Here is a 20107-nt window from a genome sequence, read left to right on the forward strand (position 1 = left end):
AATGCTCTGCTTTCACACCCCGATGGGGTGCCAGACGGTCTTGGTCTCCAAGAACGCCGTCATCGGCTCGAGTCCGGGGTCGAGTGCCCAGTCGGGTTCGGCGGCCGGTGCTCGACGGACGCGCTTGAGGTTGTCGGCAGCGGCGACCTCGAGGTCGGTGGCCAGCGCGGCGTCCCCGGCGATCCCGACCAGGTCGATCGCGTTGACGTCCATGTGCGAGGCCAGCCACGGGCCGACGCTCGCGGCCGATCCGGTGAGGATGTTGACCACGCCGCCCGGCACGTCGGAGGTGGCCAGCACCTCGGCGAACGTGACCGCGGGCAGCGGCCGCTCGTAGGACGACACGACCACCGTGGTGTTGCCGGTGACGATCACCGGTGCGACCACGCTCACCAGTCCGAGCAGCGAGGAGTCCTGCGGCGCCAGGACCGCGACGACGCCGGTGGGCTCGGGGGTCGAGAGGTTGAAGAACGGCCCCGCCACCGGGTTGGCGTTGCCGACGACCTGGGCGATCTTGTCGGCCCAGCCGGCGTACCAGACCAGGCGGTCGATGGCCTCGTCGACGACCCCGCCGGCCTTGCCCGCCGAGAGGCCCTCGGACTGGCTGACCGCCTGCACGAACTGCGGGCGGCGGTCCTCCATGACCTCGGCGATCCGGTAGATGATCTGCGCGCGGTTGTACGCCGTGCGGCTCGACCAGCCGCCGAACGCCTTGCGGGCCGCGGCGACCGCGTCACGGGCGTCCTTGCGGGAGGCGAGGGCGGCGTTGGCCACGAACTTCCCCTTGCTGTCCAGGACCTCGTAGGTGTAGCTGGACTCCGACCGGGGGAACGCGCCCCCGATGTAGAGCTTGTAGGTCTTGCGCACGTCAATCCGGTTCACAGGTACATCCTTACGTGGCGAACGGGGTCCCCGCGGAAGCGTGCGCCCTCGGCGCGGAGCGCCCTCATCGCGCGCTTCCGTGGGGTGTTCTTAGGTATGCCTCCAGACCGTGACGGCCGCCCTCGCGGCCGTAGCCCGACTCCTTGTAGCCACCGAACGGGCTCGTGGGGTCGAACTTGTTGAACGTGTTGGCCCAGACCACGCCGGCGCGCAGCGAGCTGGCCATCTTGAGGATCAGCGAGCCCTTGTCGGTCCACACGCCCGCGGAGAGTCCGTACGGCGTGTTGTTGGCCTTCTCGAGCGCCTCGGCCGGCGTGCGGAAGGTCAGCACGGACAGCACCGGGCCGAAGATCTCCTCGCGGGCGATGCGGTGGGCCTGGGAGACGCCGGTGAACAGCGTCGGCGGGAACCAGAACCCCTTGGTGGGCAGGTCGCAGGCGACCTCCCAGCGCTCGGCGCCCTCGGCGTCGCCGACCTCGGAGAGCTCGCGGATGCGCTTGAGCTGCTCGCCGGAGTTGATCGCGCCGATGTCGGTGTTCTTGTCCAGTGGGTCACCCATGCGCAGCGTCGACATCCGCGCCTTGAGCCGCTCGAGGAGGTCCTCGACGATGCTCTCCTGCACGAGCAGGCGTGAGCCCGCGCAGCAGACGTGGCCCTGGTTGAAGAAGATCCCGTCGACGATGCCCTCGACCGCCTGGTCGATGGGGGCGTCGTCGAAGACGATGTTCGCGGCCTTGCCGCCGAGCTCGAGCGTCACCCGCTTGTCGGTGCCGGCCACGGACCGGGCGATGGCCTTGCCGACCTCGGTCGACCCGGTGAACGCCACCTTGTCGACGCCGGGGTGTCCCACGAGCGCCTGACCGGTGGCACCGGCGCCGGTGACGATGTTGACCACACCCGGCGGCAGATCGGCCTGCTGGCAGATCTCGGCGAACAGCAGCGCGGTCAGCGGCGTGGTCTCGGCCGGCTTGAGCACCACGGTGTTGCCACAGGCGAGCGCGGGGGCGACCTTCCAGGCCAGCATCAGCAGCGGGAAGTTCCAGGGGATCACCTGTGCGGCCACACCCAGGGGCTGCGGGTCGGCACCGCGGCCGGCGTACTCGAGCTTGTCGGCCCAGCCGGCGTAGTAGAAGAAGTGCGCGGCGACCGTCGGCACGTCGACGTCGCGCGACTCCCTGATGGGCTTGCCGTTGTCGAGCGACTCCAGGACGGCGAGCTCGCGGCTGCGCTCCTGGATGATCCGCGCGATCCGGTAGAGGTACTTCGCGCGCTCGCGGCCCGGCATCCGCGACCAGACCCGGTCGTAGGCACGGCGGGCGACCTTGACGGCCGCGTCGATGTCGGCCTGGTCGGCCTCCGCGATCTCGGCGAGCACCTCCTCGGTCGCGGGGCTGATCGTCTTGAACGGCGTGCCGTGGCCCTCGACGAACTGGCCGTCGACGAACAGGCCGTACGACTGCTTGATGTCGACGATCGCGCGGGACTCGAGGGCCGGGGCGTACTCAAAGGGCATGGGAATCAGTCCAGCGTGAAGTAGTCGGGACCGGAGTAGCGGCCGGTGGTCATCTTGGTGCGCTGCATGAGCAGGTCGTTGAGCAGGGTCGAGGCGCCGAAGCGGAACCACGCCGGGTCGAGCCAGTCGTCACCGGCCACCTCGTTGACCATCACGAGGTACTTGATCGCGTCCTTGGCGGTGCGGATGCCGCCGGCGGGCTTCACGCCGACCATCTGGCCGGTGATCGCGCGGTAGTCGCGGACCGCCTGCAGCATCACCAGGGTGACCGGCAGAGTCGCGGCCGGCTGGACCTTGCCGGTCGAGGTCTTGATGAAGTGCGCGCCGGCCATCATCGCCAGCCAGCTCGCGCGCCGGACGTTGTCGTAGGTCTGCAGCTCGCCGGTCTCGAAGATCACCTTGAGGTGCGCGTCCTCGCCGTCGGGACGCCGGCAGGCCTCCCGGACGGCGACGATCTCGTCGTAGACGTGCTGGTAGCGACCGGCGAGGAACGCGCCGCGGTCGATCACCATGTCGATCTCGTCCGCGCCGGCCTCGACGGCGTCGCGTACGTCGGCCAGCTTGATGTCCAGGGCCGCGCGGCCGCTGGGGAACGCGGTCGCCACCGCGGCGACGTGGACGCCGCTCGTGCCGAGCGTCTCCTTCGCGAAGGAGACCATGTCGGGGTAGACGCAGACCGCGGCGGTGGACGGGCAGGTCGGGTCGGACGGGTCAGGCCGGATCGCCTTCGCCGCGAGCGCCCGCACCTTGCCCGGGGTGTCCTGGCCCTCCAGGGTCGTCAGGTCGACCATGCGGATCGCCAGGTCCAGCGCGTAGGCCTTGGCCGTGGTCTTGATGGACCGGGTCGCGAGGCCGGCTGCCCGAGCCTCCGCCCCGACTTGGTCGACCCCCGGCAGCCCGTGGAGGAACCGCCGTAGGGAGGCCTCCGATCCGGTGACGTCCTCGAGGATCGTGGGAGTGCTGCTCACCGACCCAGCATAGGGTTGTCCGCGCGATGGACCACAACCAGGAGAGCACCACGATGACGGAGCCCGGCGCGCAGAGTGATCTGCAGCGCTTCCACGCGACCAGCGGGCGGTTCAGCGGCTACGTCGGGCTGGCCGGAGCGGCCGCCGTCCTGGTGCTCGCGCTGCGGTCCTGGGACGCCGATGCGGCGCCGGCTGTGGCGATCGGCGCGCTCCTCGGCGCGGCCCTGGTCTGGGTCGCCCTGCTGCGCCCGGCGGTGTGGGTCACCCCGCGTGACCTGGTGCTGCGCGGCATGTTCCACACCGACCACATCCCCCTGGGTGCGATCGGCCGGGTCGCCGTGGGTCAGGTGCTTGCCGTCCACGTGGCCGGCAAGCGCTACGCCTCGCCGGTCGTGGGCTACTCGGCCCGCCAGACGTTGCGCACCACGAGGGCCCGCGACAAGCCGCGGCCCACCGCCACCGACACCTACCAGGTCTACGTCGAGGAGCGGATCGCGCACCTCTCCCAGGAGCACCGCGAGCTCCATGGCGGCGCGGACGATCCCGTACGCCGTACCTGGGCCTGGCCGGAGATCGCCGCGGTGACGCTCCTGGCCGCGGGGCTCGTCGTCGCGCTCGCGCTCCGCTGACCGCAGGGCTCAGATCCCCGCGGCGGCCTTGATGCCGTCGCGGACGGCGTCGAGCCGCCCGGCCGCCACGATCCGGGCCGCGTCGACCCCGCCGTCGGCGTCGACCGGCACCACGACCTCCAGGTAGCACTTGAGCTTGGGCTCGGTGCCGCTGGGACGTACGACGACCCGCGCACCGTCGGCGAGGTGGTAGCGCAGCCCCTCGGTCGGCGGCAGGTCCGGGCCGCCCGTGGAGAGGTCGTCGGCCCGCTCGACCCGGAGCCCGCCGAGCTCGGTCGGCGGCGTCGCGCGCAGGCGGGCCATCGCCGCCGCGATCTCCCCGAGGTCGGAGACGCGTACGGAGAGCTGGTCGGTGGCGTGCAGCCCGTGCTCGACCGCGATGTCGTCGAGCAGGTCGACCAGCCCGCGGCCCTCGGCCTTGGCGGCCGCGGCCAGCTCGCAGAGCAGCAGCAGCGCGGAGACGCCGTCCTTGTCCTTCACGTGCTCGGGGTCGACGCAGTAGCCCAGCGCCTCCTCGTAGCCGAAGGCCAGGCCGTCGACACGACCGATCCACTTGAACCCGGTGAGCGTCTCGGCGTACGGCTGACCCGCCGCCGCGGCCATCTTGCCGAGCAGGCTGGAGGACACGATGCTCGTCGCGTAGGTGCCCTGCTTGCCGCGGCTCAACAGCCCGTGCGCCAGCAGCGCCCCGACCTCGTCGCCGCGCAGCATCCGCCAGCCGTGCGGGCCGGGGACGGCGGCCGCGCACCGGTCGGCGTCGGGGTCGTTGGCGACCACGAGGTCGGCACCGCGAGCCTGGGCCAGCGCCATCGCGAGGTCCATCGCGCCCGGCTCCTCCGGGTTGGGGAAGGCCACCGTCGGGAAGTCCGCGTCGGGCTGCTCCTGCTGCTCGACGACCGCCGGCTCGGAGAAGCCCGCGGCCTCCAGCACGCGCTGGACCGTGGTGCCACCGACGCCGTGCAGCGGGGTGTAGACGATCGAGAGGTCGCGAGGTCCGTCCGGCGCGAGGCCGGCGATGGTGTCGACGTAGCGGTCGATGATCTCCTCGTCGAGCATCGTCCCGCTGCCGCCGCGCGGCACCCCCGCGAGCGGGCCGACCGCCGCGATCCGGGCCGCGATCTCGGCGTCGGCGGGCGGCACGATCTGGCTGCCGTCGCCGAGGTAGACCTTGTAGCCGTTGTCCTGCGGCGGGTTGTGGCTGGCGGTGACCATCACGCCCGCGACGCAGCCGAGCTCACGGATCGCGTAGGCGAGGAGCGGCGTCGGCAGCGGGCGGGGGAGCAGGTACGCCGTCAGCCCGGCTCCCGTCATCACCTCGGCGGTGTCGCGGGCGAACACGTCGGAGTTGTGGCGGGCGTCGTACCCGATCACGACCGATGCGCGGCCGGCGTTGGGGTCACGCAGGCGCTGCTCGATGAGGTACGCCGCCAGCCCGGCCGCGGCGCGGGTCACCACCACCCGGTTCATCCGGTTGGAGCCTGCGCCCAGCGCGCCGCGCAGCCCGGCGGTGCCGAACTCCAAGGTCCCGGCGAAGCGGTCGCGCAGGTCGCTGGGGTCGGCGCCCGCCTCGACGTCCGCGATCACCGCCTCGAGCTCCGCACGGGTCTGGTCGTCGGGGTCGTCGGCCGCCCAGGCGCGGGCGGTCTCGAGCAGTGCGCTCACTTCGGTGTTCAGTTCGGCGGACGTCATGAGGGCACGATACGAGGGTGAGTCCTTCGTTCGTCTTCGGTGGTCGCTGGCTCGTTCCCGCGCCGCCCGCCGCCGTCCACGACGTGCTCGTCGATCTCGAGCGCTATCCCCAGTGGTGGCCCCAGGTCGTCGCGGTCGCCACGCTCGGGCCCGACGACGCACGGGTGCTCTGCCGCTCGGTCCTGCCCTACACGCTCGACCTGGTCCTGCACGCCGCCGACCGGTCGCCGTCGCGGCTCGAGGTGGCGGTCTCCGGCGACCTGTCGGGCACCGTTCGATTCGACCTCGGGGCCGCCCGCGGCGGCACGGAGCTGGCCCTCGACCAACGGGTCACGGTCGGCGGACTGCTCGGCGCGGCGTCGTACGTCGCCGGACCGGTGCTGCGCTGGAACCACCACCGGATGATGGCCGGCTGCATCGCGGGGCTGTCGGCGCAGGTGGCCGGTCAGACCCCACCGCGATCAGACGTTCCGCTGCGCTACTGAGGTCTCGACACGCCGGTCGCGACCTCGCGAGCTCGGTCGCGCGGCTCGCTCGACCACCATCACCGCATCCGCTGGCGCGGCTGCGGTCTCGACACGCCGGTCGCGACCTCGCGAGCTCGGTCGCGCGGCTCGCTCGACCACCATCACCGCATCCGCTGGCGCGGCTGCGCTAGGCGTCGATGGAGCTCATGTCGCCGTACCGCTCGCCGACGACCGCGTCGCGCGGGACCGCCGCGTCGAGGGCGGCCAGGTCGGCGTGGGTGAGCTCGACGGACGCGGCGCCGACGTTCTCCTCGAGGTACTTCACGCGCTTGGTGCCGGGGATCGGTGCGACCCCCAGCTCGTCGTCACCCTGAGCGAGCACCCAGGCGAGCGCGAGCTGGCCGGGCGTGCAGCCCTTCTCGTCGGCGATCGCCCGCACCCGGTCGACGAGCTGCAGGTTTGCGCGCAGGCCCTCGCCGTTGAGGCGCGGGAAGTACGCCGAGCGCCGCGAGTCGTCGGCGTCCAGCGAGGACTCGGAGGTGATGGCGCCGGTCAGGATGCCGCGGCCGAGCGGGGAGTAGGGCACCAGGCCGATTCCGAGCTCGCGCAGCACCGGGAGGATCTCGTCCTCCAGGTCGCGCGTGAACAGCGAGTACTCCGACTGCAGCGCGGTGATCGCGTGGGTGGCGTGGGCTCGGCGGATGGTGGCGGCCGAGGCCTCGGAGAGGCCGAGGTGACGGACCTTGCCGGCCGCGACCAGCTCGGCCATCGCGCCGACCGTCTCCTCGATCGGGACGGTCTTGTCGACGCGGTGCTGGTAGTAGAGATCAATGTGGTCCACGCCGAGCCGCTGCAGCGAGGCGTCGCAGGCGGCCCGGACGTAGTCGGGCTTGCCGTTGATGCCGACGCGGGTGCCGTCCGGGAGCCGCTCGTTGCCGAACTTCGTGGCGAGCTGGACCTCGTCGCGGCGGCCCGCGATGGCCTTGCCGACCAGCTGCTCGTTGGTGAACGGGCCGTACATGTCCGCGGTGTCGAGGAATGTGACACCGAGGTCGAGGGCGCGGTGGATGGTCGCGATCGCCTCGCCCTCGTCGCCGCGGCCGTAGAACTCCGACATGCCCATGCAGCCGAGTCCGAGCTCGGAGACGGTGACGGCGGAGTCGGTGCCGAGAGTGCGCTTCTGGAGAGTCATGCCTCCACTCAAGCGGTTGGAGTGCGCTCCAGGTCAAGGGCCGGGTCGCGATCGGTCCCGACCTTCTCGATGTAGATCCCGATCTTGCGGTCGATCGCGCCCAGGTGCTCCTGCACCTCGGCGAGCTGGGCGAGCACCCGCGCCCGGTGCGCACGCAGCAGGTCGAGCCTGGCCTGCTCGTTGCCGTCGCCCTGCCGGACCAGCTCGGCATACCGGCGTACGTCGCGGATCGGCATGCCGGTGCCGCGCAGGCAGGTGAGCAGCTGGATCCAGGTCAGGTCGTGCTCGGAGTAGCGGCGGTGCCCGGTCGCCGAGCGGCCGACGGGTTGCAGCATCAGCCCGTCGCGCTCGTAGTAGCGCAGGGTGTCGGGCGTCAGGCCGGTCGTCGTTGCGGCCTCGGCGATGGAGTAGGGCACGCCTCGAGTGTCGTCCTTGGAGTGCGCTCCAGGCAATCCGGCAGTCACGACGAGCGGTCGAGGGCCGGCCTCTCGAACTGCGCGGTCGCGTAGGGCCCACCCACGTGAGCGCCCTCCGTCTCGTCGTGCTCGCCGGCGGCGATCGAGCCGGCGAAGTCCTCCGCGTCGTCCAGGGGCTCGTAACCCAGGGCCCGGCCGGGCTCGAGGTCCCACCACGCCCTGGTGTTGCGCGAGATGCCGTAGAGCACCGCGAAGCCCGGGGCGGTCGCCGTCAGCGCGGCCTCCACCATCCGCACGCAGTCGTCGTGGGACAGCCAGGTCGCGAGGTTGCGCACGGTCTCCGGCCGCTCCAGGAACGAGCCGATCCGGCAGGCCACCGCGTCGATGCCGTAGCGGTCGGCGTACAGGCTCATCAGGGCCTCCGCGGCCACCTTGCCCACGCCGTAGAACGTGTCGGGGCGCGGACGGGCGTCGGTGGTGAGCAGATCGGTGCGCGGCGTCCGGCCGACCGCGTGGTTGGAGGAGGCGTAGACGAAGCGGCGTACGTCGTGCTCGACCATCGCGTCCAGGAGCGCCCCGGTCGTGACCACGTGGGAGGCCAGCGAGTCCGGCAGGCTCGCCTCGCCGGGATGGCCGGCGAGGTGGACGACCGCGTCGAGGGTCTCCGCCTCGAACACCGCCGCGACGGCGTCGGGGTCGGTCGCATCGAGGGTGTACCAGGCGCCGTCGTCCCCGTCGGGCTGCGGCATCCGGTCGAGCCCGACGACGACATGACCGCGGTCGGCGAGGCCGACGGTGACGACACGTCCGATGCTGCCGGCTGCGCCGGTGACGAGAACCTTCACGCCGCGAAGGGTAGCCGGGTCGCTACCCGGCCGGGGCGTGCTCGGGCTCGACGCCGGTGCGCTCCACGTACGCGCTGAAGCGCTCTCGGAGCTCGGGCTCAGAGAGGCCGAAGCGCGCCACGTCGTAGACGTGTCCGCCGAACTCGTTGCGCACCCGGGCGGTCGCGTAGGCGTCCACCGCGTCGAAGCCGCCCGGGCCCGGCTCGATCCCGAGGGCCTCGTAGATGCCGCGCACGGTGCCGCCCGGGTCGCGTGCCAGGCTCGCGTAGTGCACCTCGTGGATCTGGTGCTCCGGCCGCCGCGCCCGGAAGTCGTCGACGCGCCGGATCGTCTCCTCGAGGGTCTCGGTCCAGTGCTCGCCGATGTAGGCGCGGTGGTCGGCGTCGCTGAACGTGCTCGACATCGTGTCGATCAGGCTGCAGACGGAGCCGGCGAGCTCGACCGGGTCGCGGTGCAGCAGCACGAGCCGGGCGTCGGGATAGGTGGCCACGAGCGCATCGAGCGCCATCGCGTGGTGAGGACTCTTGAGGGTCCACCGTCCGCGGACCCCGCCGCTCTGGAGGGTCTGCAGCACCAGCCGGTGGTAGTCGTACGCCGGCGTGTTGTCGACGCCTCGCCACCAGGCGCCGTACGACGGCACGTTGGCGATCGCCTCCCACGAGATGCTCTGGAAGGCCTGGCCCATCACCGCGATGCACTCGGTGGGGTCGGCGGCGCCCTCGTGGTGGATGGCGCTGATCGCCGGGTTGAGCGCCTCGAGCATGTCGACGCCGCCCTGGGCGGCGTCGACCCGCGGTCCGCTGCGGCGCTCGGCCGGCGCCGGGGGCGGGACCGAGTCGAGCGACTCCCAGGCGAGCAGCGCGCGGTTGGCCGGGTCGGTGTCGAGCAGGTTGGACAGGAACGTCGTACCGGCGCGGAACATGCCGATCACCACGACCGGCGCCTCGATGCGCTCCTCGCCCACCTCAGGGTGCTGTCGTGCCCAGTGGATGACCTTCAGCCGGTTGGCCAGTGCGCCGACGAGCGAGGCCGGCAGTGCCATCGCGCCGAGGTCGTTGAGCTGCGCCTCCTCGACCAGCGCCGCGCAGTAGCGGTCGAGTCCCTCGCGGAAGGCGGCGTCGCCGAAGTCGTCGAGGCCGGTCTGCTCGGCCGCCTGGGCCATCAGCTCGTCGGGGTTCATGGGGTCTCCTGGCTGATCTCGACGACGGTGCGTCCCGTCGTACGACGGGCGGCGTGGTCCTCGAGGGCGTCGGCGACGTCCTCGAGGCCGATCCGGCGCCCGATCACCGGCCGGATCGTCCCGGCCGCGACCAGGTCGAGCAGCGCGGCGTGCACGCGTCGGCCGGTCTCGGGTGGGAACGGGTTGATGCCGAAGCGACGGAAGTCGCGCGGCACGTCGAGGTAGGCGAGCAGCACACCCAGCACCGAGAGGTTCGCCATCGAGAGCTTGCGCAGCGGGCGACCGGTGAGGCCCGACTGCGGGTCGTCGTTGAACCCGACGGCGAGGTAGCGGCCGCCGAGCGCCCCGCAGGTCCAGATGGTCTCGGTCTGCTCGCCGCCGATCGGGTCGAAGATCACCTCGGCGCCCCGGTCGCCGGTGGCGTCCATGACCGCGTCGAAGACGTCCTCCCCGGTGTGGTCGACGACCACCTCGGCGCCGAGGTCGGCGCACAGCCGGGCCTTGTCGGGTCCGCCGGCCGTTGCGATCACGCGGGCCCCGGCCGCCCGGGCGAGCTGGATCGCCGCCGTACCGACCGCGCTCGCGCCGCCGCGAACCAGCACCGTCTCGCCGGCCTGGAGCGCCGCGCGCTCGTGGAGAGCGAGGTAGCCGACGTGGAAGGGGAGCGTGAACGCCGCGGCCTCGGCGTCGTCGAGCGCCGGGGGAGCATCGAAGACGGTGGCAGCCAGTGCGTGCTCGGCCAGGCCGCCGAGCGACTGCGGGGTGATGCCGACGACCCGCCGGCCCAGCCACTCCTCGGCGCCGGGGCCGGTGGCCTCGACGCGGCCGGCGACGTCCATGCCGAGCGTGAACGGCGGCTGCGCCATCACCGCCGCCACGCCGCCGCGGCAGCGGGCCAGGTCGCCGAAGTTGACCGAGGCGGCGGCGACCGAGACGCGGACCTCGCCGGGGCCGGGGTCGGGCACCGGGATGTCCGCCTGCACCTCGATCGCCTCGTGCGGCTCGCCGTGGCGGACCACGCGGACAGCCCTCATGTGGCCTCCATCACTCGGATGGCGGCGACCGTACTAAGAGGGCGTTTTAATCGTCAAGGGGTGGGGTCGTCGCCATCCGAGCCGCCATCGCGACCAGGTTGTCCACGAACCGGCCCGTGGGGAGCTGGGCGCGACCGGGTGCGGAGGCCTGCTGGGCTCGGGCGCGGTCAGCGACCGCGCGCAGGATGAACCCGGTGACGAGGGCGAGCCGCTCGTTGTGCAGGGCCTCGTCCACGGCGGGCATCCGGGACGCGAGCAGGTCGTAGACGGCGTACCCGCCGGTGCGGCGGAGCGTCTCGCCCACGGCGGGATCCAGACGGTCGTACTCCTCGACGAGCTCGCCGACGATCACGAGGTAGTCGCGGCCCGAGGGCCCCGTCTCGGCGAGCTCGACGGCCGGCCGCACGATCGCCTCGAGCACGGCCGCGAGGTCGTCGTCCGGGGTGCTGCGGGCGCGCGTGAGCAGCTCGCCCTCGCGCTCGGCGAGGAACGCCGTGTGCTGCTCGAGCACCGCCACCAGCAGGCCCTCGCGGGTGCCGAAGTGGTAGTGCACGGCGCCGCGGTTGCGTTGCCCGGCTCGCCGGGTGATGTCGACGAGCGAGGCGGTGAAGACGCCGTGCTCGGCGAACGCGGTCGTGGCGGCCTCGACCAGAGCCCGACGGGTGTCCATCAGATCCGGGGGACGATCCGTCCCAGCAGGTCGCCCATCCGCGAGGCCGCGGCACGGCCCGCCTCGAGGACCTCCTCGTGGTTCAACGGCTGGTCGCTGATGCCGGCGGCCAGGTTGGTGACCAGGCTGATGCCGAGCACCTCCATGCCGGCCTCGCGGGCCGCGATCGCCTCGAGCGTGGTGCTCATCCCGACCAGCTGGCCGCCGATGATGCCGGCCATCCGCACCTCGGCCGGGGTCTCGTAGTGCGGGCCGGGGAACTGCACGTAGACGCCCTCGTCGAGGCTCGGGTCCACGTCGCGGCACATGGCGCGCAGCCGGGAGCTGTAGAGGTCGGTGAGGTCCACGAAGTGGGCGCCCTCGATCGGGGAGCGGCCGGTCAGATTGATGTGGTCGCTGATCAGCACCGGTGTGCCGGGCGTCCAGGTCGGCTTGAGCCCACCGCACCCGTTGGTCAGCACGATCGCGCGGCAGCCTGCGGCGGCCGCCGTACGCACGCCGTGCACGACCGCGGCGACGCCCTTGCCCTCGTAGTAGTGGGTGCGGCTGAGGAACACCAGCAGCTGCTTGTCGCCGGCACGCACCGAGCGGATCTTGCCGGAGTGGCCGGCGACGGCCGCAGCCGAGAACCCGGGCAGGTCGGTGGTGGCGATCTCCGCGGTCGCCTCGCCGAGAGCGTCCACTGCCGGCAGCCACCCCGAGCCGAGGACGAGCGCGACGTCGTGGCGCTCCACTCCCGTCAGCTCGGCGAGCCGTGCGGCGGCCTCGTTCGCGTGGTCGTACGGCGTGCTGGTCTGAGGCTGCGTCACAGGCTGCGTCACGGGTCGGACTCTAGTGCGGGGGCGGCAGGGTGCACGATTCGAGCATGATCGACCACTTCGGCATCAACTGCTCCGACCTCGCCCGGTCGGCCGCCTTCTACGACGCCGTGCTCGGCGTCCTCGGCCACACCCGTGTCATGGACTTCGACGTCGCCATCGGCTACGGCACGGGCAAGCCGGACTTCTGGATCGGCGCCCAGCCCGAGTCGGGCCCGGCGTCGGGCCCCAACCGCGAGGTCCACATCGCGTTCACGGCCACCTCGGCCGACCAGGTCCGCGCGTTCTTCGACGCCGCGGTCGCCCAGGGCGCCGAGGTCCTCCACGAGCCCCGCCTCTGGCCGGAGTACCACGACCACTACTTCGGTGCGTTCGTCCGCGACCCCGACGGCAACAACGTCGAGGCCGTCTGCCACACCGTCTCGGAGGCGTAGGCCTTACTGGCCGATCGAGCGGCAGGGGCGGTTGCGGAGGGCGGCGACGTAGTCGGCGGGGGCGTCGGCGGCCTCGGCTGCGTCGGCCAGCACCCCGAGGTAGGACGCGGAGGGCAGACCGCCCTCGTAGGCGTCGAGCACGTAGGTCCACACGACGAGCTCCCCGGTCATCGTGGCGACGCGCACCCGGGTCTTGCGATAGAGCCCGAGGTCGGCGGCCTCCCACCCGTCCAGCGCTGCCTCGTCCTCGCGGGTGATGTCGTAGACGGCGACGAAGACCTGCTCGATCGGGTCCTCCACGATCGTGGAGAGTGCGCCGTCCCAGCCGTGCTCCTCGCCACCGAACGTCAGGCGCCAGCCCTGGAGCCATCCTGTGGTGGAGAGCGGCGAGTGCGGACACCGCTCGCTCATCCGTACGGGATCGAGGTTGGTCCCGTAGGCGGCGTAAAGCGTCACGGCTGCAGAGTAGTGGAGCGCCTGGGGGTGACCTCGCTCACCTCAGTAGGCTGGCGATCGTGACCCACTTCAACGTCCTCGTCCTCGGTGCCGGCCCCGGTGGGTACGTCGCCGCTATCCGCGCCGCTCAGCTCGGTCAGTCCGTCGCCGTGATCGAGGAGAAGTACTGGGGAGGCGTGTGCCTCAACGTCGGGTGCATCCCCTCCAAGGCGCTGCTGCGCAACGCCGAGATCGCCCACATCATCACGAAGGAGAAGGACACCTTCGGGATCAGTGGCGACGCCACCATGGACTTCGGCGCGACGCACAAGCGCAGCCGCGGCGTCGCGGAGGCCAGCGCCAAGGGCGTCCACTACCTGATGAAGAAGAACAAGATCACCGAGCTCGACGGCTGGGGCACGATCAAGTCGCCGACCGAGGTCGAGGTCGACAAGGACGGTCAGAAGCAGACCCACACCTGCGACAACCTGATCATCGCGACCGGCGCCAAGGTCCGGATGCTGCCCGGCATGAGCGTGAGCCAGAACGTCGTGACGTACGAGGAGCAGATCCTCACCGACCAGCTGCCGCGCTCGATCATCATCGGCGGGTCCGGCGCGATCGGCGTCGAGTTCGCCTACGTGATGACCAACTTCGGCGTCGACGTCACGATCGTGGAGTTCCTCGACCGGATGGTCCCCACCGAGGACGCCGACGTCTCCAAGGAGCTGCTCAAGCAGTACAAGAAGCTGGGCGTGAAGGTGCTGCTCTCGACCAAGGTCGACCAGGTCGAGGACACCGGCTCCGGGGTCCGCGTCACGGTCAGCCCCGCCGGCGGCGGTGACAGCCAGGTGCTCGAGGCCGACAAGATGCTCGCGGCATTCGGGTTCGCCCCGCGGGTCGAGGGCTATGGCCTCGAGAACGCCGGCGTGAAGCTGTCCGAGCGCGGCGCCATCGAGGTCGACGCGCGCGGCCGCACCAACATCGAGAACGTCTACGCGATCGGCGACGTCACCGGCAAGCTCATGCTCGCCCACACCGCCGAGGCGATGGGTGTCGTCGCTGCCGAGACGATCGCGGGCGCGGAGACCCAGGAGATCAACTTCGACATGATCCCGCGGGCGACCTTCTGCCAGCCGCAGATCGCGTCGTTCGGCTACTCCGAGGCGCAGGCGAAGGAGAAGGGGTACGACGTCAAGACGTCGATGTTCCCGTTCAGCGCCAACGGCAAGGCGCGTGGGATGGCCGAGGGCGTCGGGTTCGTCAAGATCGTCGCCGACGCGACCTACAACGAGATCATCGGCGCCCACATGATCGGCCCGGAGGTCACCGAGCTGCTGCCGGCGTTGACGCTGGCCCAGCAGTGGGACCTCACCGCGGACGAGGTGGCCCGCAACATCTTCGCGCACCCGACGCTGTCGGAGGCGATGAAGGAGGCCATCGAGGGCATCGCCGGCCACATGATCAATCTGTGATGGCCAGCCAGCGCGTCGTCATCATCGGCGGCGGCCCCGGCGGCTACGAGGCCGCCCACGTCGCCGCCCAGCTCGGTGCCGAGGTCACGATCGTCGACACCGACGGGGTCGGCGGCTCGGCGGTGCTCACCGACTGCGTGCCGAGCAAGACGCTGATCGCGACCGCGGAGGTGATGAGCGACCTGGCCGACGCGGCGGAGCTCGGCGTGAACTTCCACGACTCCGAGGGTGACGCGGCGACCTCGATCCAGGTCGACCTCGCGAAGGTCAACGCCCGGGTCAAGCAGCTGGCCACCGACCAGTCCGCCGACATCGGCCGGCGGCTGGCGCGCGACGGCGTCACGGTCCTGCGCGGGCGGGGCAGCCTGGCCGGACCCGACCGGGTGCTCGCCCGGCTGGCCGACGGCACCGAGCAGGAGCTGCCTGCTGACGCGATCCTCCTCGCCACCGGCGCCGCGCCCCGCACGCTGCCCACGGCGCAGCCGGACGGCGAGCGGATCCTCACCTGGGAGCAGGTCTACGACCTCACCGAGGTGCCGACCGAGCTGATCGTCGTGGGCTCGGGTGTCACCGGCGCCGAGTTCGCCAGCGCCTACCTCAACCTCGGCATCCCGGTCACGCTGGTCTCCTCGCGCGACCGGGTGCTGCCGGGCGAGGACGCCGACGCCGCCAAGGTCCTCGAGGACGTTCTCACCCGGCGCGGCATGACCGTGCTTTCCCGCTCGCGGATGGAGTCGGTGACCCGTGACGGCGACCGGGTCACCGTCACGCTGACCGACGGGCGCACGGTCGAGGGCTCGCACTGCATCCTCGCGCTCGGCTCGGTGCCCAACACCGCGGGCCTCGGCCTCGAGGAGGCCGGCGTCAACCTCAAGGACGGCGGCTTCGTCAACGTCGACCGCGTGTCTCGTACGTCGGCGCGCGGCGTCTACGCCGCCGGCGACTGCACCGGCGTACTCATGCTGGCCAGCGTCGCCGCGATGCAGGGCCGGATCGCGATGTGGCACTTCCTCGGCGACGCGGTGCAGCCGCTCGACCTCAAGAGCGTCTCCTCCAACGTGTTCACCGCCCCCGAGATCGCCACCGTGGGCTGGTCGCAACAGGCGGTCGAGGCGGGCGAGATCCAGGCCGAGGTCGTGATGCTGCCGCTGTCGGGCAACCCTCGGGCGAAGATGCAGGGCGTCCGCGACGGCTTCGTCAAGCTGCTGTGCCGTCCCGGCACCCGCACCATCGTCGGGGGAGTGGTCGTCGGGCCCCGGGCCAGCGAGCTGATCCACCCGGTCGCGATCGCGGTGGCCGAGTCGCTGACCGCCGACCAGCTGGCCCAAGCGTTTACGGTGTACCCGTCGATGTCCGGCTCGATCGCCGAGGCGGCCCGCCGACTGCACCGCGTCTAGTCCCACACACTCTCGGGGGAGAACATGATCCGACGGCTCGCCGTCCTGCTCACCGCTGCCACGCTGTCCGCGACCGCGTCACCGGCGCACTCCGAACCGAACCACCGCGAGCCGGTCCACCGCGAGCCGGCCAGCGTCACGATCGCGACCACCGGCAACGGCCACGGCAAGGGCCTCTCGCAGTACGGCGCACGCAACCGCGCCAACGCGGGCCAGGACTATCGGCAGATCGCGGAGCACTACTACCCCGGCACCGCCTGGGGTTCGGCGGGCGGCACGATCCGGGTGCGGCTCACCGACGCCCCCGCCGGCGCCCTGACGGTGCGGTCGCGCTCGGGGCTCAAGGCCCTCGGGCAGGGCAAGACGTGGATGCTGCCCACCCGGCGCGACGGCAAGCTCGTCAAGCAGTGGCGGGTCAAGCCGGTCGGAGCCCGCTCGGAGCTGTCCTACCGCACCGGCGCCTGGCACACCTGGCGCACGCGGAGCGGTGCGATCCAGCTGCAGTCCTCGCAGCCGATGGCGCTGGCCGGTGCCGGGAGCTATCGAGGCACCCTGCGGCTGACCCCGTCCGGGGTGGTGAACGAGGTGGACCTCGAGACCTACTTGCGCGGCGTCGTCGCGAGCGAGGTCCCGGCGTCGTGGCCCCACGCGGCGGTCGAGGCCCAGGCGGTGGCCGCGCGCACGTACGCCGTCTTCGAGCGCGGCAACGTCTCGGCCGGGCGCGACTACGACCTCTGCGACACCGCGGCCTGCCAGGTCTACAAGGGCGCGTCGGGGGAGTACACCGGGTCCGACGCCGCCGTGGCCGCCACGGCCGGCGAGGTCCTCACCTACGACGGCGAGCCGGCGTTCACCCAGTTCTCGGCCAGCAACGGCGGCTACTCGACGGCCGGCGACTTCCCCTACCTGGTCGCCGAGTGGGACGAGTTCGACCACGGGATGCCCGACGATCCGCGCACCCGGACGTTCACCGGCGAGGAGATCACGCGGCACTGGACAGGCCTGGGTGACCTGGTGTCGGTGGAGGTGACCGGGCGTGACGGCGACGGTGTCCACGAGGGGCACGTCACCGAGGTGACGGTCACGGGCACGCTGCGGACCCAGGTGACGACGGGCAGTGCGTTCGCCCGGTTCCTGGGGCTGCGCTCCACGATGTTCACCGTCTCCTGAACTACAGATCTGCCGGAACTACAAATCTGTAGTTCGCCCGATCCCGTTGCGGTGCTCTGTGGCGCATGATGCGATGGGGTTTCCCACCCGTCACAGTCGTCACAGAGGTCACTCATGCGCGCCGTCTCGAGCCTGCTCGCGCTCGCCCTCGCGGCGACCTCGCTGGGGCTCGTGGGACCGGCCGGGGCAGCCGCCGGGGCCGACTCGGACGTCTGGAAGGTCCCGTCGCGGGCGACCATCACGATCAAGGGGCACGGCTACGGGCACGGCCACGGGATGTCGCAGTACGGCGCCGAGGGTGCCGCCCGCCAGGGGCTGACCTACCGCCAGATCGCCGAGTTCTACTACCCCGGCACCGAGTGGGGCACGAGCACGGGCCGGGTGAGCGTGCTGCTCACCGCGGACACCACCGACGACCTGGTCGTCCTCGCCCGCTCCGACCTGACCGTGCGCGACACCGCGGTCAAGGGCCGCATCAAGCTTCCCGAGAACGGCGCGTCCCAGTGGCGGGTCGCGCTTGGCGCCGACGGCGTCAACAGGGTGTCCTACCGCACGCGCGGCTGGCACCCCTGGCGAGATCTCAAGGGGCAGGGCCAGTTCTTCGCGGGCGGTGAGCCGATCACGCTCGTGACGCCGAGCGGCGAGCGCTCCTACCGAGGTCGGCTCCGGGTGGGCGTGACCTCCTCCGGTGATCGGGTCACGGTCAACACTCTTCCTCTGGAGGACTACCTCAAGGGTGTGGTGCCGCTGGAGATCCCGGCATCGTGGAGCACCGAGGCCGTCCGCGCCCAGGCCGTGGCCGCCCGCACCTACGCGTCGTACGAGCGCAAGCACCCGCTCTCCTCGGCGTACCAGATCTGCGACACCTCCTCGTGCCAGGTCTACGGCGGCGTCGACGCGGAGTACCCCGACTCCAACCGTGCGGTCGACGCCACCGCGGGCGTGGTCCTCACCAGTGCCGGAGAGCCGGCCTTCACCCAGTTCGGCTCCAGCAGCGGCGGCTGGACCTCGGCCGGGTCGGTGCCCTACCTGGCCGCCCGCAAGGACCCGTACGACGGGTGGTCGGGCAACCCCGTGCACACCTGGACCACCACGGTCGACGACACCCGCCTCGAGCAGGCCTGGCCGGCGATCGGCAACCTGACCCGGATCACGGTCACCGGCCGCGACGGCAACGGCGACTGGGGTGGCCGGGTGCGCGCGATCGCGCTGCGCGGGTCGCGGGGCCGGGTCGTCGTCTCCGGGGACACGTTCCGCGCCGTGCTCGGCCTGAGGTCGACCTGGGTGACGTTCAAGGTCGCCGCACGCTGAGCGCTCGCCCTCACGCCTGGGCCGTCGGACGGATGACGATCTCGCCCACGTCGACCGTCGCGGGCTGCTCGATCGCGTAGGCCATCGCGCCCGCGACGGCCTCGGCCGGCAGCGCCAGCTCGGCGATCGTCGCACCGAACCGGGCGCGAGCCTCGTCGTCGTCCATGCCGAGCGTGTGCTCGGTGGCGGTCAACCCCGGCGTCACCAGCGTGACCCTCAGGTCCGGTCCGGCCTCCTGTCGCAAGCCCTCGCAGATGGCGCGAACCGCGAACTTCGTGCCGGCGTAGACCGCCATCGTGGGCACGATCTTGAGGCCGGCCGTCGACGCCGTCGTCACGAAGTGACCGCTGCCCTGCTCACGGAAGAGGGGCAGCGCGGCCGCGATGCCATGGAGCAGACCCTTGACGTGGACGTCGACCATGAGGTCCCAGTCCTCGACCCGCAGCTCGTCGAGGGGCGAGACCGGCATCACCCCGGCGTTGCTGATCAGCACGTCCAGCCGGCCGAACTCCGCCCGGGCCGTCTCCACGAGTGCGGCCAGGTCCTCGCGACACCTCACGTCGGTGGCCCGCCAGACGGCCGAGCCGCCGCGATCGCGGATCTCCCGGGCGAGGCCCTCGAGCCGCTCGCTCCCGCGGGCGCCGAGGACCAGCTGTGCGCCCCGCGCCGCGAGTAGGTGCGCGGCTGCTCTGCCGATGCCGCTGCTGGCGCCGGTGATGGCCACCACCTTGCCGTCGATGCCGGTCATCTCGTCTCCGTGTCGTCGCGGCCGCTCGATGTAAGTGACCTCTCACATTGAATGTAAGCGCCCCATCACATCGAATCAAAGTTAGGGTGTCGTCACATCTCTCACCGATCGCCGGAGGCGCATGAGTCCGCAGGACGCCTACCACCACGGGCACCTCCGCGAGGCGCTCGTGCAGGCCGCGCTCGAGGCCGTGGCCGCGGGCGGCGTCTCGTCGATCTCGATGGCCGACGCCGCCCGGCGTGCCGGGGTCACCGCGGCGGCGCCGTACCGACACTTCCCGAGCCGGCAGGCACTCCTCCTCGCGGCCGCCGTCGAGACCGCGCGCGCCCTCGACCAGCGGCTGGTGGCCGTGCACCCCGTCGCCGGCGGCCCGGTCGAGCTCCTCGCCGCCACTGCGGCCGCCTACACCGAGTTCCATCTCGCTCGCGGCGCGGGACTCGACCTGATCTTCCTCCCGGAGCTGCGCGCCCTCGAGGACGCCGAGCTGGCCGAGGCGGGGCGCCGGGTGATGGACCGCCTGCTCCCGCCCGCGCGGGAGGTCGCCGGCGACCCGGAGGCCGCGATCGTGCTGCTGGAGCAGGTGTTCGCCATCGCGCACGGATACGCCCAGCTGCGCGACGTAGCCCTCGCGGCGCGGCGGCTCGGCACTCCCGCCGAGATCGCCGACGCGGCCGCGGCCGCCGTACGCCTCGTCGCCACCGCGACCGCGAACGCAGGTCTCGGGCCTCACGACTAGTGCAGCCGCACCAGCGTCGGCGGGTGACTGGTCCGGGTGGACCAGCCACAGACGATCGCCCAGCACGATGCCCCACCACGGCCCCGGCGACCAGGGTG

The 20107-nt window shown here is 71.9% G+C and carries 21 protein-coding genes; 8 read left to right on the plus strand and 13 right to left on the minus strand.

Translation table 11 applies throughout. From position 1 onward, the window contains the following. Positions 1-12: 12 nt before the first annotated feature. The 3 genes from AC3ANS_RS05625 to deoC all read right to left on the minus strand — a co-directional run bounded on the left by AC3ANS_RS05625 (position 13) and on the right by deoC (position 3363). Positions 13-882 carry an aldehyde dehydrogenase family protein gene (locus tag AC3ANS_RS05625; RefSeq protein WP_488295185.1) on the minus strand — a complete coding sequence of 290 codons (870 nt, stop codon included), beginning with the start codon at positions 880-882 and terminating at the stop codon, positions 13-15. A 64-nt stretch (positions 883-946) separates the two neighbouring features. After that, the gene (locus tag AC3ANS_RS05630; protein ID WP_488295186.1) at positions 947-2395 is read right to left on the minus strand and encodes an aldehyde dehydrogenase family protein; all 1449 of its coding nucleotides are present in this window, start codon (positions 2393-2395) and stop codon (positions 947-949) included. 5 nt (positions 2396-2400) lie between these two features. After that, the gene (deoC, locus tag AC3ANS_RS05635) at positions 2401-3363 is read right to left on the minus strand and encodes a deoxyribose-phosphate aldolase (protein WP_488295187.1); all 963 of its coding nucleotides are present in this window, start codon (positions 3361-3363) and stop codon (positions 2401-2403) included. Positions 3364-3389: 26 nt separating this feature from the next. On the opposite strand from deoC, the gene AC3ANS_RS05640 reads away from it, so the two are divergent. Beyond that, the gene (locus AC3ANS_RS05640; protein ID WP_488295188.1) at positions 3390-3992 is read left to right on the plus strand and encodes a hypothetical protein; all 603 of its coding nucleotides are present in this window, start codon (positions 3390-3392) and stop codon (positions 3990-3992) included. A 9-nt stretch (positions 3993-4001) separates the two neighbouring features. Here AC3ANS_RS05640 and AC3ANS_RS05645 read toward each other — a convergent pair whose 3' ends face one another. Then, the gene (locus AC3ANS_RS05645) at positions 4002-5681 is read right to left on the minus strand and encodes a phospho-sugar mutase (RefSeq protein WP_488295189.1); all 1680 of its coding nucleotides are present in this window, start codon (positions 5679-5681) and stop codon (positions 4002-4004) included. 17 nt (positions 5682-5698) lie between these two features. On the opposite strand from AC3ANS_RS05645, the gene AC3ANS_RS05650 reads away from it, so the two are divergent. Continuing rightward, positions 5699-6166 (plus strand): SRPBCC family protein, encoded by a 468-nt coding sequence (locus tag AC3ANS_RS05650; RefSeq protein ID WP_488295190.1) that lies wholly within the window; start codon positions 5699-5701, stop codon positions 6164-6166. 169 nt (positions 6167-6335) lie between these two features. Here AC3ANS_RS05650 and AC3ANS_RS05655 read toward each other — a convergent pair whose 3' ends face one another. From AC3ANS_RS05655 to AC3ANS_RS05685, 7 genes are read right to left on the minus strand one after another with little or no spacing between them, the layout of a single operon-like run. Beyond that, a complete protein-coding gene (locus AC3ANS_RS05655) occupies positions 6336-7340 on the minus strand; it encodes an aldo/keto reductase (protein ID WP_488295191.1) in 1005 nt (334 codons plus the stop codon). An 8-nt stretch (positions 7341-7348) separates the two neighbouring features. Continuing rightward, positions 7349-7756 (minus strand): MerR family transcriptional regulator, encoded by a 408-nt coding sequence (locus tag AC3ANS_RS05660; RefSeq protein ID WP_488295192.1) that lies wholly within the window; start codon positions 7754-7756, stop codon positions 7349-7351. A 44-nt stretch (positions 7757-7800) separates the two neighbouring features. Beyond that, positions 7801-8601, minus strand: coding sequence for an NAD-dependent epimerase/dehydratase family protein (locus tag AC3ANS_RS05665; protein ID WP_488295193.1), 801 nt, complete (start codon positions 8599-8601; stop codon positions 7801-7803). A gap of 22 nt (positions 8602-8623) precedes the next feature. Next, entirely contained in the window at positions 8624-9781 is a 1158-nt protein-coding gene (locus AC3ANS_RS05670; RefSeq protein ID WP_488295194.1) for a sulfotransferase family protein, read from the minus strand. Further along, positions 9778-10815, minus strand: a complete 1038-nt coding sequence (locus tag AC3ANS_RS05675) for a quinone oxidoreductase family protein (protein WP_488295195.1) — start codon at positions 10813-10815, stop codon at positions 9778-9780. Before AC3ANS_RS05675 ends, AC3ANS_RS05670 begins: the two co-directional genes overlap by 4 nt. Positions 10816-10861: 46 nt before the next feature. Then, positions 10862-11485, minus strand: coding sequence for a TetR family transcriptional regulator (locus AC3ANS_RS05680; RefSeq protein WP_488295196.1), 624 nt, complete (start codon positions 11483-11485; stop codon positions 10862-10864). Then, positions 11485-12294 carry a purine-nucleoside phosphorylase gene (locus AC3ANS_RS05685; protein WP_488296433.1) on the minus strand — a complete coding sequence of 270 codons (810 nt, stop codon included), beginning with the start codon at positions 12292-12294 and terminating at the stop codon, positions 11485-11487. Before AC3ANS_RS05685 ends, AC3ANS_RS05680 begins: the two co-directional genes overlap by 1 nt. A gap of 56 nt (positions 12295-12350) precedes the next feature. Here AC3ANS_RS05685 and AC3ANS_RS05690 point away from each other — a divergent pair, with 56 nt between their 5' ends. After that, entirely contained in the window at positions 12351-12737 is a 387-nt protein-coding gene (locus AC3ANS_RS05690) for a VOC family protein (protein ID WP_488295197.1), read from the plus strand. Between the two features lie 3 nt (positions 12738-12740). Here the strand turns inward: AC3ANS_RS05690 and AC3ANS_RS05695 are convergent, their stop codons facing one another. Continuing rightward, complete coding sequence (locus tag AC3ANS_RS05695; RefSeq protein WP_488295198.1) at positions 12741-13193, minus strand: gamma-glutamylcyclotransferase; 453 nt, start codon at positions 13191-13193, stop codon at positions 12741-12743. A 56-nt stretch (positions 13194-13249) separates the two neighbouring features. On the opposite strand from AC3ANS_RS05695, the gene lpdA reads away from it, so the two are divergent. The 4 genes from lpdA (at position 13250) to AC3ANS_RS05715 (ending at position 18525) form a co-directional block, all read left to right on the plus strand. Beyond that, positions 13250-14647, plus strand: a complete 1398-nt coding sequence (gene lpdA / locus AC3ANS_RS05700; protein ID WP_488296434.1) for a dihydrolipoyl dehydrogenase — start codon at positions 13250-13252, stop codon at positions 14645-14647. Further along, a complete protein-coding gene (locus AC3ANS_RS05705) occupies positions 14647-16044 on the plus strand; it encodes an NAD(P)H-quinone dehydrogenase (protein ID WP_488295199.1) in 1398 nt (465 codons plus the stop codon). Before lpdA ends, AC3ANS_RS05705 begins: the two co-directional genes overlap by 1 nt. A gap of 24 nt (positions 16045-16068) precedes the next feature. Beyond that, positions 16069-17214, plus strand: a complete 1146-nt coding sequence (locus AC3ANS_RS05710; RefSeq protein ID WP_488295200.1) for a SpoIID/LytB domain-containing protein — start codon at positions 16069-16071, stop codon at positions 17212-17214. Positions 17215-17328: 114 nt separating this feature from the next. Then, positions 17329-18525 (plus strand): SpoIID/LytB domain-containing protein, encoded by a 1197-nt coding sequence (locus tag AC3ANS_RS05715; RefSeq protein ID WP_488295201.1) that lies wholly within the window; start codon positions 17329-17331, stop codon positions 18523-18525. Positions 18526-18535: 10 nt separating this feature from the next. Here the strand turns inward: AC3ANS_RS05715 and AC3ANS_RS05720 are convergent, their stop codons facing one another. Continuing rightward, positions 18536-19273 carry an SDR family oxidoreductase gene (locus AC3ANS_RS05720; RefSeq protein ID WP_488295202.1) on the minus strand — a complete coding sequence of 246 codons (738 nt, stop codon included), beginning with the start codon at positions 19271-19273 and terminating at the stop codon, positions 18536-18538. A gap of 121 nt (positions 19274-19394) precedes the next feature. On the opposite strand from AC3ANS_RS05720, the gene AC3ANS_RS05725 reads away from it, so the two are divergent. After that, the gene (locus AC3ANS_RS05725; RefSeq protein ID WP_488295203.1) at positions 19395-20009 is read left to right on the plus strand and encodes a TetR/AcrR family transcriptional regulator; all 615 of its coding nucleotides are present in this window, start codon (positions 19395-19397) and stop codon (positions 20007-20009) included. The last annotated feature ends 98 nt before the right edge of the window (positions 20010-20107 follow it).

The organism is Nocardia sp. 149-1B, assembly GCF_057747975.1.